This window comes from Blautia sp. BCRC 81119 (assembly GCF_003184505.1).
GTDB lineage: Bacteria > Bacillota > Clostridia > Lachnospirales > Lachnospiraceae > Blautia_A > Blautia_A fusiformis.
This window is the reverse complement of sequence record NZ_QJHD01000001.1, coordinates 92,723-105,647: the sequence shown is the minus strand read 5'-3', so window position 1 is coordinate 105,647 and position 12,925 is coordinate 92,723. Positions and strand designations below refer to the sequence as shown.

The 12,925-nt window shown below is 47.3% G+C and carries 14 protein-coding genes; 13 read left to right on the top strand and 1 reads right to left on the bottom strand.

Features of this window, described 5'->3' with window-relative positions; genetic code table 11:
• The first annotated feature begins 41 nt into the window (after positions 1-41).
• The 12 genes from nusA to DMI82_RS00430 all read left to right on the top strand — a co-directional run bounded on the left by nusA (position 42) and on the right by DMI82_RS00430 (position 11,496).
• The gene (nusA, locus tag DMI82_RS00485; RefSeq protein WP_110102010.1) at positions 42-1,235 is read left to right on the top strand and encodes a transcription termination factor NusA; all 1,194 of its coding nucleotides are present in this window, start codon (positions 42-44) and stop codon (positions 1,233-1,235) included.
• Positions 1,235-1,513 (top strand): RNase P modulator RnpM, encoded by a 279-nt coding sequence (gene rnpM / locus DMI82_RS00480; RefSeq protein WP_110102009.1) that lies wholly within the window; start codon positions 1,235-1,237, stop codon positions 1,511-1,513. The genes nusA and rnpM overlap by 1 nt, the downstream gene beginning before the upstream one ends.
• Complete coding sequence (locus tag DMI82_RS00475) at positions 1,500-1,817, top strand: L7Ae/L30e/S12e/Gadd45 family ribosomal protein (protein ID WP_021650310.1); 318 nt, start codon at positions 1,500-1,502, stop codon at positions 1,815-1,817. The genes rnpM and DMI82_RS00475 overlap by 14 nt, the downstream gene beginning before the upstream one ends.
• A gap of 42 nt (positions 1,818-1,859) precedes the next feature.
• Positions 1,860-4,553, top strand: a complete 2,694-nt coding sequence (gene infB, locus DMI82_RS00470; RefSeq protein WP_110102008.1) for a translation initiation factor IF-2 — start codon at positions 1,860-1,862, stop codon at positions 4,551-4,553.
• A gap of 12 nt (positions 4,554-4,565) precedes the next feature.
• The gene (gene rbfA / locus DMI82_RS00465; protein ID WP_015525797.1) at positions 4,566-4,934 is read left to right on the top strand and encodes a 30S ribosome-binding factor RbfA; all 369 of its coding nucleotides are present in this window, start codon (positions 4,566-4,568) and stop codon (positions 4,932-4,934) included.
• Between the two features lie 9 nt (positions 4,935-4,943).
• On the top strand, positions 4,944-5,900 hold the full coding sequence (locus DMI82_RS00460; RefSeq protein ID WP_110102007.1) for a DHH family phosphoesterase: 957 nt from the start codon (positions 4,944-4,946) through the stop codon (positions 5,898-5,900).
• 7 nt (positions 5,901-5,907) lie between these two features.
• Positions 5,908-6,798: a tRNA pseudouridine(55) synthase TruB gene (gene truB, locus DMI82_RS00455; protein ID WP_408611430.1), complete on the top strand. Its 891-nt coding sequence runs from the start codon at positions 5,908-5,910 to the stop codon at positions 6,796-6,798.
• A 34-nt stretch (positions 6,799-6,832) separates the two neighbouring features.
• Positions 6,833-7,732, top strand: a complete 900-nt coding sequence (locus DMI82_RS00450) for a bifunctional riboflavin kinase/FAD synthetase (RefSeq protein WP_015525800.1) — start codon at positions 6,833-6,835, stop codon at positions 7,730-7,732.
• Positions 7,733-7,887: 155 nt separating this feature from the next.
• Positions 7,888-8,154: a 30S ribosomal protein S15 gene (gene rpsO / locus DMI82_RS00445; protein ID WP_015525801.1), complete on the top strand. Its 267-nt coding sequence runs from the start codon at positions 7,888-7,890 to the stop codon at positions 8,152-8,154.
• Between the two features lie 197 nt (positions 8,155-8,351).
• Positions 8,352-10,445 (top strand): polyribonucleotide nucleotidyltransferase, encoded by a 2,094-nt coding sequence (locus DMI82_RS00440; RefSeq protein ID WP_044961197.1) that lies wholly within the window; start codon positions 8,352-8,354, stop codon positions 10,443-10,445.
• Positions 10,446-10,448: 3 nt separating this feature from the next.
• A complete protein-coding gene (nrdG, locus tag DMI82_RS00435) occupies positions 10,449-10,940 on the top strand; it encodes an anaerobic ribonucleoside-triphosphate reductase activating protein (protein WP_044961222.1) in 492 nt (163 codons plus the stop codon).
• A gap of 43 nt (positions 10,941-10,983) precedes the next feature.
• Positions 10,984-11,496 (top strand): deoxyuridine 5'-triphosphate nucleotidohydrolase, encoded by a 513-nt coding sequence (locus DMI82_RS00430; RefSeq protein WP_015525804.1) that lies wholly within the window; start codon positions 10,984-10,986, stop codon positions 11,494-11,496.
• Between the two features lie 94 nt (positions 11,497-11,590).
• Here DMI82_RS00430 and DMI82_RS00425 read toward each other — a convergent pair whose 3' ends face one another.
• Entirely contained in the window at positions 11,591-11,965 is a 375-nt protein-coding gene (locus tag DMI82_RS00425; protein ID WP_110102005.1) for a DUF1292 domain-containing protein, read from the bottom strand.
• A 200-nt stretch (positions 11,966-12,165) separates the two neighbouring features.
• On the opposite strand from DMI82_RS00425, the gene DMI82_RS00420 reads away from it, so the two are divergent.
• On the top strand, positions 12,166-12,921 hold the full coding sequence (locus DMI82_RS00420) for an exodeoxyribonuclease III (RefSeq protein WP_110102004.1): 756 nt from the start codon (positions 12,166-12,168) through the stop codon (positions 12,919-12,921).
• Positions 12,922-12,925: the final 4 nt, after the last annotated feature.

Below are 12,925 nucleotides of genomic sequence, written 5' to 3'. Positions count from 1 at the left end.
AAGAGAATCGAATCTGTAAAATTCAGGAGGAAAAAAGAAAAATGAGCAGAGATTTAAGAGATGCGCTGGACGTTCTCGAAAAAGAGAAAAACATCAGTAAGGATACACTGCTGGAGGCAATTGAGCAGTCACTGATCCAGGCATGTAAGAACCATTTCGGAAAGGCAGATAACGTTCACGTTATGATCGATCCGGAGACCTGTGACTTCAGTGTTTACGCTGACAGAACTGTTGTAGAGCATGTGGAGGATCCGGCGCTGGAGATTTCTCTGGTGGATGCACAGAAAACAAACACGAACGCAGAGATCGGTGATGTTATGAAGGTTGAGATCCAGTCCAAGGAATTCGGACGTATCGCAACCCAGAATGCAAAGAATGTCATTCTTCAGAAAATCCGTGAGGAAGAGCGTAAAGTTCTTTACGATCAGTACTATGGAATCGAAAAAGAAGTGGTAACCGGTATTGTTCAGAGAGTAATGGGCAAAAATGTCAGCATCAACCTTGGTAAGGCAGACGCAGTACTTACAGAGAACGAACAGGTAAAGGGTGAGACCTTCCAGCCAACTGAGAGAGTAAAAGTTTACATTCTTGAAGTTAAGGATACACCGAAGGGACCGCGTATCCTGGTTTCCAGAACACATCCCGGTCTTGTAAAGAGACTTTTCGAGTCCGAGGTTGCAGAGGTAAGAGACGGTACCGTTGAGATCAAGAGCATTGCCCGTGAGGCAGGCTCCCGTACCAAGATCGCTGTATGGAGCAACGATCCGGATGTAGATGCTGTGGGAGCATGCGTTGGTATGAACGGTGCACGTGTAGGTGCAGTTGTTAACGAGCTTCACGGTGAGAAGATCGATATCATCAACTGGGATGAGAACCCGGCGATCCTTATCGAGAATGCATTAAGCCCTGCAAAGGTTATCGCAGTTATGGCTGACCCGGATGAGAAGACCGCACTGGTCGTAGTTCCGGATTACCAGCTTTCCCTTGCTATCGGTAAGGAAGGACAGAACGCACGTCTTGCTGCAAGACTTACAGGCTTCAAGATCGACATCAAGAGCGAGACACAGGCAAGAGAGTCCGGTGACTTCTACGATGATTACGATGAGGAACACGAGGAAGCAGAGGAAGAAATGACAGAAGAGGCTGTTTCCGAAGAGCTTGAAGAAACAGAGGAAGATACAGAAGAGACAGAAACAGAAGCTGAAGAAACAGCAGATGGAGATGCCGAAGAATAATGAAAACGAGAACCAAGATTCCCATGCGTCAGTGTACCGGCTGCAGGGAAATGAAAAGCAAAAAGGAAATGATACGAGTTCTCAGGACATCAGAGAATGAGATCATCCTGGACGCTACAGGTAAGAAAAACGGACGCGGCGCATACCTTTGTTTCTCAGAGGAATGCCTGGAAAAGGCTATCAAAAACCATGGCCTGGAGCGTTCCTTGAAAATGGCAGTTCCGGATGAAGTGTATCAGAACCTCAAAAAGGAGTTTGAATCAATTGAAAAACAATAAGGTTTTATCACTCATCGGACTTGCGACAAAAGCAGGAAAAACAGTGAGCGGAGAATTTTCCACAGAGAAATCCGTAAAAACAGGAAAAGGTTTCCTGGCACTGGTGGCAGATGATGCCTCCGAAAACACAAAAAAGAAATTTCGGAATATGTGTACCTATTATGAAGTTCCGTTATATTTCCTTTCAGACAAAGAGAGCCTGGGCAGAGCAATGGGCAAAGAATTCCGTGCCAGCCTTGCCGTGCAGGACGAAAATTTTGCAAAGGCGATCATGAAGGCGCTGGAAAAAGAATCCGGCAGATAACCTGCATGATACAGGCGTCTGTAAGGAGGTTTGACGATAGAAATGATAAAAGATAAATTCAACAGATCGGGAAAGGAGCAATATAGACAATTGGATACTCCAAAAACAGAAGAAAAGACAACAACGGTGAATACAGAAGGTAACAAATCTGAAGCACCGAAAAAGAAAAAAAATATCATCCGTGTATTTCATGCACAGAATGCCAGCGATGGCGGTAAAGGAAGAAGAAAACCGGCAGCAGGCGAGAGAAAGGGACCGGCACGTCCACAGAACGGCGGTCAGAGAAGCGCAGGAGCAAACACAAGAAACGGTGAGTCCGGTGAGCAGAGAAACGGTCAGAGTGGCCAGAATCGTACTCAGGGCGGAAGACCGCAGGGCAACCGTCCGGAAGGAAGAAGAGACGGAAATCGTGACGGAAGAACCTTCGAGGGAAGAAGAGACGGCGGAAATCGTTTTGGCGGAAACCGTTCCCAGAATGGTGAGGGACGTCCGGCAAGACAGGGCGAGGGAAACAGAGGCCCACGTCAGAATGACGGAAGAGGCGGAAACCGTTTCGGCGGTGGAGCAAACCGTGGCCAGGGAGGTCAGGGCGGAAGCTTTGAAGGAAGAAGAGACGGAGGAAACCGTTTTGGCGGTGGAGCAAACCGTGGCCAGGGTGGCCAGGGCGGACGTTCCGAAGGCGGAAGAGGCGGAGACAACCGTTTCAGCGGAGCAAACCGTGGTGGCCAGGGCGGCGGACAGCGTCCGGGACAGAGAAGAAGCGGTGGCTCTTCAGATGCTGTATTCACTCCGGAGCTGACCAAGACATCCAAGGACAGCAAGCGTGAGCGTGACAGAGAGAATAAGAACAAGAAGAAAGAATTCGAGAAAGGTACCCAGGGCGGACGCAGACCAAATCAGGGCGGACGCAGACCGAATTCCAGAATCCCGAAAGCACTTCAGAAACCGAATCCACAGCCGAAGCAGGAAGAGAAGAAACCGGAGATCAAGGAGATCACCATTCCGGAGAAGCTTACTATCCGTGAGCTTGCGGACGCGATGAAGATGCAGCCGTCAGTGATCGTTAAGAAGCTTTTCATGGAAGGTGTCATGGTAACCGTAAACCAGGAGATCGACTTTGAAAAGGCAGAGGAGATCGCACTTGGCTTTGATATCATTGCTGAGAAGGAAGAAAAGGTGGATGTGATCGCAGAGCTCCTCAAAGAGGACGAAGAGGATGAGGATGATATGGTTCCGAGACCTCCGGTAGTCTGTGTTATGGGTCACGTTGACCATGGTAAAACATCTCTTCTGGATGCCATCCGTAATACAAACGTAACCAGAGGCGAGGCCGGCGGAATCACACAGCACATCGGTGCTTACGTGGTAAATATCAAAGGTCAGAAGATCACATTCCTGGATACACCGGGACATGAGGCGTTCACAGCTATGCGTATGCGTGGTGCCAACGCTACAGATATCGCAGTTCTGGTCGTTGCCGCAGACGATGGTGTAATGCCGCAGACAGTAGAGGCGATCAGCCATGCAAAGGCAGCCGGTGTTGAGATCATCGTTGCCATCAATAAGATCGATAAACCAAGTGCAAATGTTGAGCGTGTAAAACAGGAGCTTTCCGAGTATGAACTGATTCCTGAGGACTGGGGCGGAAGCACCATCTTTGTTCCGGTATCCGCACACACAGGAGAAGGAATTGAGAATCTTCTTGAGATGATTCTTCTTACTGCTGAGGTTTCCGAGCTCAAAGCCAATCCGAACCGTGAGGCAAGAGGTCTTGTTATTGAGGCTCAGCTTGATAAAGGTAAAGGACCGGTTGCTACCATCCTTGTTCAGAAGGGTACTCTTCATGTGGGAGACTTTATTGCCGCAGGTGCATGCAATGGTAAGGTACGTGCAATGATGGATGATAAGGGACGTCGTGTAAAAGAGGCAGGTCCGTCTACTCCGGTTGAGATCCTCGGACTTGGTGATGTTCCTAATGCAGGTGAGATCCTGATGTCCTTTGAGAGCGATAAAGAAGCCAAGAACTTTGCAGGCGCATTCGTTACAGAGAACAAGAGCCGTCTTCTCGAGGAGACCAAAGGCAAGCTTTCTCTGGATAACCTGTTTGACCAGATCCAGGCCAGCGATCTTAAGGAGCTTCCGATCATCGTCAAGGCCGATGTACAGGGATCTGTTGAGGCTGTAAAACAGAGTCTTACCAAGCTTTCCAACGAGGAAGTTATCGTTAAGGTGATCCATGGTGGTGTAGGTGCCATCAATGAGTCTGATGTCAGCCTTGCTGCAACATCCAATGCGATCATCATCGGCTTTAACGTACGTCCGGATACTACAGCAAAACAGCTTGCTGAGCAGGAGGGCGTTGACCTTCGACTTTATAAAGTTATTTATCAGGCGATCGAGGATGTAGAGGCAGCCATGAAGGGTATGCTGGATCCTGTATTCGAGGAGAAGGTTATCGGTCACGCAGAGGTTCGTCAGCTGTTCAAGGCATCCGGTGTCGGAACCATCGCAGGAAGCTATGTGCTGGATGGTACATTCCAGCGTAACTGTAAGGTTCGTATCACACGAGGTGAGGACCAGATCTTCGAGGGTGAGCTTGCATCTCTGAAGAGATTTAAGGATGATGTCAAGGAAGTTCGTGCCGGATATGAGTGCGGTCTTGTATTTAATGACTTTAATGATGTCAAAGAAGAAGATAAAGTCGAAGCATATATCATGGTAGAGGTACCAAGATAGGAGTGATTCGTAATGAGAAAAAACAGCATTAAAAATACACGTGTGAATGGTGCAGTTCAAAAAGAACTCAGCACCATCATACACAGCGAGATCAAGGACCCCAGAATTCATCCGATGACTTCTGTGACAGCTGTTGAGGTGGCACCGGATCTTAAGACCTGCAAAGCTTACATCAGTGTGCTGGGCGAGAAACAGGCCAAGGATTCCACCCTCCGGGGCTTAAAGAATGCAGAGGGCTATGTTCGGAGAGAATTGGCCAGAAGACTGAATCTCCGCAATACACCGGAGATCCGTTTTGTTCTGGATGAGTCTATTGAATATGGTGTAAATATGTCAAAGAAGATCAATGACGTAATGAGTGGGATGGAAACAGAGGAATAGGTGGAAAAAATGAAAAACATTTCAGAAATACTGGAAAATGTAAAAACCGTTGGCATTGGCGGTCACATCCGTCCGGATGGGGACTGCATTGGTTCCTGTATGGCTCTGTATCTCTATATCCGGAAATATTTTCCTGATATAGAAGCAGATGTTTATCTGGAAGACCGGAAACCTGTATTTGATTACATTGACAGAATGGATGAGGTTAAGACAGAAGCAGAAGAAGATAAGGTGTATGATCTTTTTATCACCTGTGATGTCAGCGCACTGGACAGGCTTGCTGTTGCCCGGAAATATTTCGATGCAGCAAAAAAAACAGCCTGCATTGACCATCATGTGAGCAATAACGGATTTGCGGATGTCAATCATGTAAGAGGCGAGATCAGCTCTGCCAGCGAAGTTCTTTACGGACTTCTGGATTCAGACAAGATCGATCGTTCCATTGCGGTTCCTATTTATACAGGAATGGCACATGATACCGGCGTGTTCCAGTATTCTTCCACAACACCGGAAACCATGAGGATCGCCGGAGAACTGATGAAAACAGGATTTGATTTCAGCAGGATCATCGATGAGTCCTTTTACCAGAAAACATATCTTCAGAATCAGGTCATGGGACGTGTCCTGGCAGAGAGTATTCTCCTTCAGGGCGGTAAGTGTGTGGTCGGATATCTGAAAAAACGGGAGATGGATTTCTACAGTGTGGAAGGAAAGGATCTGGAGGGAATCGTGAGCCAGCTCCGTCTGACTGCTGGTGTGGAGGTTGCGATCTTTATCTATGAGATGCAGACGCAGTTCTTTAAGGTATCTCTCCGTTCCAATGGTAAGGTGGATGTAAGCAAGATTGCCGTATTTTTCGGAGGCGGCGGACATGTGCGTGCAGCCGGCTGTGATATGCAGGGCTCCATGTACGATGTGATCAACAACCTTACCGCTGAAATTGAAAAACAGCTTGCAGAGGAGTAAAGATAAGATCATGGACGGAATACTTGTGATCCGAAAGGAAAAAGGTTATACCTCTCATGATGTTGTTGCAAAGCTGCGTGGGATTCTCCACATGAAAAAGATCGGCCATACCGGGACTCTGGATCCGGCAGCAGAGGGAGTACTTCCTGTTGCACTGGGCAAGGGGACCCGGCTGGTGGAGCTTCTTACAGAAAAAGAAAAAACATATGAGGCGGTTTTAAGGCTGGGAGTTTCCACAGATACCCAGGACATGACCGGAGTTGTTCTTTCTGAGAAAACTGTTACCGTCACGGAAGAGGAAGTCCGTGAGGCAGTGGGATCCTTTGTGGGAGAACAGCAGCAGGTCCCTCCTATGTATTCGGCCCTGAAGGTAAACGGAAAGAAGCTTTACGAACTGGCCAGAGAAGGAAAAACCATAGAGCGTAAGCCGCGCCCTGTGGTTTTTTATGAGATAAGGATACTGGATATGGAGCTTCCGCTGGTACGCATAAGCGTTACCTGTAGCAAGGGCACCTATATCCGTACACTTTGCAATGACATCGGAGAAAAATTAGGCTGCGGCGGAGCCATGGAAGAGCTGCTTCGGACCAGGTCCGGAAATTTCACTCTGGAAGAGAGCATGACACTTTCCCAGGTGGAGGAGGCGGTTGCCGATGGGACCATCGGGGAAAAGCTTGTTTCCATCGAGGATGTACTTTCCATGTATCCGGTCCTTACCTGTACACCGGAGGGAGACAGGCTTCTAAATAATGGAAACCCGCTTCCGGAGGAACTGGTACAGGGAGGCAGCAGGGAAGAAAAAGTCCGGATGTATAAAAGCAGCGGAAATTTCACAGGAATATACGGCTGGGATGAAAGAAAACAGAAATACGTACCCATCCGCATGTTTTTTGTATGACACTTTATAAAAACTTGCAGGAGCAGCAGAAGATATGGAATACTTGAAGATCGACGGAGAATTTCCGCGCCTTTCAAAGAGTGCGGTGACACTTGGAAAATTTGACGGCATACACCGTGGACACCAGAAACTGGTGGAGAAGATCCTGGAACAGAAAGAAAAAGGTCTGCAGACAGTCCTTTTTTCTCTTGGCATCGGCAGTCAGATGATCTTTACAAAAGAGGAACGATGTCAGCTTCTTGAGAAAGCAGGCGTGGATGTGCTGATCGAATGTCCGCTGGATAACCGGATCCGTCATATGAAGGCAGAAACCTTTGTTAAAGAGATCCTGGTGGGAGATCTTCAGGCGGAGCATGTTGCAGTGGGAGAAGATTTCAGGTTCGGGTATGAACGCAAGGGAACACCACAGCTTCTGGAGACTATGGGAAGGAAGCTTGGCTTTACTGTGGATGTTGTTCCGAAAGAAATGGAAGGCCGCAGAAAGATCAGCAGTACATTTATCCGTGAGGAACTGAAAAAGGGAAATATGGAAAAGGTTAATGATCTGCTGGGAATCCCCTTTTTTGTGGACGGTGTGATCGAACATGGAAGAGGAATGGGACATAAGGTCCTTCTTCCCACTACCAATATCGTTCCTGCAAAAGAAAAGCTGATGCCGCCAAATGGCGTTTATGATACAGTGTCCCATTTTAAGGACAGAACCCTTTGCGGGATCACAAACGTAGGATATAAGCCAACCATCGGAGAGAAATTCCTGGGTGTTGAGACCTATCTTTTTGACTGTGAGGAGGATCTGTACGGAGAGCCCTGCAGAGTGGAATTCTTTCATTATTCCAGACCGGAGAAGCGCTTTTCGTCCATAGAAGCACTAAAGCAGCAGCTCCTGAAGGATGCAGAAAAGGGAAAGGCTTATTTCCGCAGTCTCGAAAAATAAAAACTTTCGGGAAAAACTTTTCGAAAAAACAGTTTACAGGTCAGAAACCGTGTGCTATACTGTTCGAGGTGAAAAAAGCCAGTATTCAGAAGCCGGAGACTCCGACCACTTCTTAATACCCGGCGTTTGATTAAAATTTCAAGGAGGAAACAACAATGATTTCTAAAGAGAAGAAAACAGCGATCATGAAAGAGTATGCAAGAACAGAGGGTGACACAGGTTCACCGGAGGTTCAGGTTGCAGTTCTTACAGCAAGAATCCAGGAGCTCACAGAGCATCTTAAAACACACCACAAAGATCATCATTCCAGAAGAGGTCTTCTGAAAATGGTAGGTCAGAGACGTGGCCTTCTTGCTTATCTTAAGAAAACAGACATCGAAAGATACCGTGCACTGATTGAGAAATTAGGTTTAAGAAAATAATTGCTACGGGAGGGGCGGATGATTCCATCCGCCCCATTTTAACATGTGTGATAAACACAGACGGAATTACCGCAGGAGTGATTTCCGAGACTACTGAAAAGCCCATTTCCGGTCGAGATCTTTTTCAAAGGAAGTGGTCTTTTCAGTTGTTTCGGGCTCCTGTCAGATATTAATATAATAAGAAAAGGAGAACGAATATGTACAAAAGTTATTCCATGGAACTTGCAGGAAGAACACTGACTGTAGATATCGGACGTGTAGCGAAACAGGCCAATGGTGCTGCTCTTATGCACTACGGTGATACTACAGTCCTTGCTACTGCTACCGCATCCAAAGAGCCGAGAGAAGGGATCGATTTCTTCCCGTTAAGCGTTGAGTATGAGGAGAAGATGTATGCAGTAGGAAAGATCCCGGGAGGCTTCAACAAGAGAGAGGGTAAGGCAAGCGAGCATGCGATCCTTACTTCCCGTGTTATCGACCGTCCGATGCGTCCGCTGTTTCCAAAGGATTACAGAAATGACGTAACTCTGGTAGATATGGTCATGTCTGTTGATCCGGAATGCAATCCGGAGATCCCGGCTATGCTTGGTTCTTCCATTGCAACCTGTATTTCTGATATCCCATTTGACGGTCCATGCGCAACCACACAGGTTGGTATGATCGACGGCGAGTTTATCATCAACCCGACACTTGCACAGAAGGCAGTTTCTGATCTTCAGCTTACGGTTGCTTCTACAAGAGAGAAGGTTATCATGATCGAGGCCGGAGCTAATGAGATCCCGGAAGATAAGATGATCGAGGCTATCTACAAGGCTCATGAAGTGAACCAGGAGATCATCAAATTCATCGACCAGATCGTAGCAGAGTGCGGAAAAGAGAAACATTCCTACGAGTCCTGTGCAGTACCTCAGGAGCTTTTTGATGAGATCAAGAAGATCGTTCCTCCGGAAGAGATGGAGGTTGCCGTATTCTCTGATGACAAGCAGACACGTGAGAATAACATCAGCGAGATCACTGATAAGCTGAAAGAAGCTTTTGCAGACAATGAGGAATGGCTTGCCGTTCTCGGTGAGGCTGTATATCAGTACCAGAAGAAGACTGTCCGTAAGATGATCCTCAAAGATCATAAACGTCCGGACGGACGTGAGATCAGACAGATCCGTCCGCTGGCTGCAGAGACAGATATCATCCCGAGAGTTCATGGTTCTGCCATGTTCACAAGAGGACAGACTCAGATCTGTACCGTTACTACACTTGCTCCTCTTACAGAGGCACAGCGTCTTGACGGACTGGATGAGTTTGAGACATCCAAGAGATATATGCACCATTACAACTTCCCGTCCTACTCTGTAGGTGAGACCAAGCCTTCCAGAGGACCGGGACGTCGTGAGATCGGTCACGGAGCACTTGCTGAGAGAGCACTGGTACCGGTACTTCCTACAGAGGAAGAATTCCCATATGCGATCCGTACCGTATCTGAGACATTTGAGTCCAACGGCTCCACATCCCAGGCAAGTATCTGTGCATCTACCATGTCACTGATGGCTGCCGGTGTACCGATCAGAAAACCAGTTGCAGGTATTTCCTGCGGACTTGTTACAGGTGAAACAGACGATGATTACATCGTTCTTACAGATATCCAGGGCCTTGAGGACTTCTTCGGAGATATGGACTTCAAGGTAGCCGGAACACATGACGGAATCACAGCGATCCAGATGGATATCAAAATCCATGGTCTTACAAGACCGATCGTTGAGGAAGCGATCCGCAGAACAAAAGAGGCAAGAGAATATATCCTGACAGAAGTTATGGAGAAATGTATCGACAAGCCTCGTACAAGCGTTGGTGAGTTTGCTCCGAAGATCATCCAGATCCAGATTGACCCGCAGAAGATCGGTGATGTAGTCGGACAGAGAGGAAAGACTATCAACACGATCATCGAGCGTACAGGTGTGAAGATCGATATCACAGACGACGGCGCAGTTTCCATTTGCGGAACAGACCAGAAGGGTATGGATGAAGCAAAACGTATGATCGAGATCATCACTACCGAGTTTGAGGCAGGACAGATCTTTACAGGACGCGTAGTCAGCATCAAAGAGTTTGGCGCATTCCTTGAGTTTGCACCGGGCAAGGAGGGAATGGTACACATTTCCAAGATCTCCAAACAGAGGATCAACCGTGTTGAGGATGTTCTTACACTTGGCGACAAAGTTAAGGTTATCTGCCTTGGCAAGGACAAGATGGGAAGAATCAGCTTCAGCATGAAGGATGTACCGGAAGAAGCATAAATGATGAGATACCACAATATTACCAAGGACGATATGTTAAACGGAGACGGACTTCGTGTAGTGCTCTGGGTAGCCGGCTGTTCACACGGCTGCCGGGAGTGCCAGAATCCCATTACTTGGGATCCGAATGGAGGCCTGCCCTTTACGGACAGCGAGCGAGCTGAGATATTTGCAGAGCTGGACAAGGATTATATCAGCGGGATCACCTTCTCGGGAGGCGATCCTCTGCATCCTTCCAATATCGCTGAGGTAACAGCTCTTGCACGAGAGATCAGAGAGAAGTATCCGGATAAGACGATCTGGCTGTATACGGGTTCTCTCTGGGAAGAAATCCAGCAGTACGAGATCATCCATTATCTGGATGTATGCGTGGACGGGGAATTTCAGGTGGACAAGAAAGAGGTTCGTCTGAAATGGAAAGGCTCCTCAAATCAGAGGGTGATCGATGTACAGGCGTCACTTCGTGAGAACCGTGTGGTTTTGTACACGGAGTGATCAGAGGTTTTTTTGAAATTACCTATTGGGAGTGGAACGAAAAATGAAAAGAATTGCGAAATTTCACAAGGTAAGTTTTGAACAGTTTGCAAAGGACTGGAAGGATACCTTTGAACAGTATTCAGAAGAGGAGATCCGGAATATCTACGACAGTCTGAAGCTTCCGAAGAGAGCTACGACCGGAAGTGCAGGATATGATTTTTATGCACCTGTGGATGTGACCATGAAGCCAGGTGAGATCGTAAAGATACCGACCGGTATCCGTGTAGAGATGGAAGAGGGCTGGGTTCTGAAATGTTATCCGAGAAGCGGACTGGGATTTAAATTCCGGCTGCAGTTGAATAACACCGTGGGAATCATTGACAGCGATTATTTCTTTTCCGACAACGAAGGTCATATCTTTGCCAAGCTGACTAACGATACAAGAGAAGATAAAACGATCCAGATCCCGGCAGGAACCGGTTTTATGCAGGGGATCTTTGTGGAATACGGAATCACCGTGGATGACGATGCAGATGCAGTAAGAAACGGCGGCTTCGGAAGTACCACAAAATAAAACAAAAGCCCGGAAGGCGGAGGTGTGAAGACCACATACATCCGATTTTCCGGGCTTGTTTTGTGTAGTTACTGCTTTCCGATAAATGCACTGTTTAGCTGAGAGGTGCGTCTGCCTCCTCGTCTGCACGTGCTTTTTCCACGACTGCGTTAAAGGCATTTGCGGCAGCGTCGTACTCTTCATCATCTTCAATGTTTGCCAGCATCGGATCGCCGTTTGCTGTGCGGGAGAAGCTGTAGAGATAAACCTCACCGGTCTCATTCTGGCCGTTCTCATCCAGTGGGAGAAGTGCGATATATTCTTTGTTCTCTACAGGGAAAATAGTAAGGATGGCACATTCTACCTCAGTATCATCATCCATAGTCAGGGTGATGGTATGATGTGCCTCATCTACCCTGCTTTCACAGTTAGCTGTGCAGGAAGCGCAGTCACTTGGTGCACATCCGCTTTTGTTAAATTCATCACTCATAAAAAAATCCTCCGTTCTGCTGCTGCCTGTAAATAAGAGGGCAGCTCTGCATGATATAGAGAACATTTTAACAGATATGACGTAGAACAGCAACAAAATATTTGAGAGCCTGAGAAAACTTTCAAAATATTTTTTGCTTAATCCGACAATGTGAGATATAATAAAAATATGACGAAAAAATGAGGAGAAAATATAAAAATATGAAATTTATTTCCTGGAATGTAAATGGGATCCGGGCCTGTATCACCAAGGGCTTTGAGGAGCGCTTTCATGAGCTGGATGCGGATATTTTCTGTCTGCAGGAGACGAAATGTCAGCAGGGACAGGTGAAGCTGGAACTTCCCGGATATCATCAGTACTGGAACTACGCAAACCGCAGAGGCTATTCAGGTACAGCCATTTTTACAAAGAGGGAGCCATTGTCTGCAGTTTACGGGATTGGGATAGAGGAGCATGATAAAGAAGGACGTGTCATCACGCTGGAATTCGATGAGTATTATTTTGTGACTGTATATACTCCCAACTCCCAGAGCGAGCTCCGCCGTCTGGAATACCGTATGAAATGGGAAGAGGATTTTTTGGCTTATCTTCTGAAACTGCAGGAGAAGAAACCGGTGATCTGCTGTGGCGACCTTAATGTGGCACATCAGGAGATCGATCTCAAGAACCCGAAGACCAACCGCAAAAATGCAGGCTTTACTGATGAAGAGAGAGCCTGCTTTACCAGAGCCCTTGAGAGTGGCTTTATTGATACATTCCGCTATTTTTATCCGGATAAAGAGGGCGTTTACTCCTGGTGGTCCTACCGTTTCCGTGCACGAGAGAAGAACGCCGGCTGGCGTATCGACTATTTCCTTGTTTCCCCTTCCCTGAAAGAAAAGCTTCAGGATGCGAAGATCCACGGAGAGATCATGGGATCCGATCATTGCCCGGTTGAGCTGGATATTGATCTGTGACGGA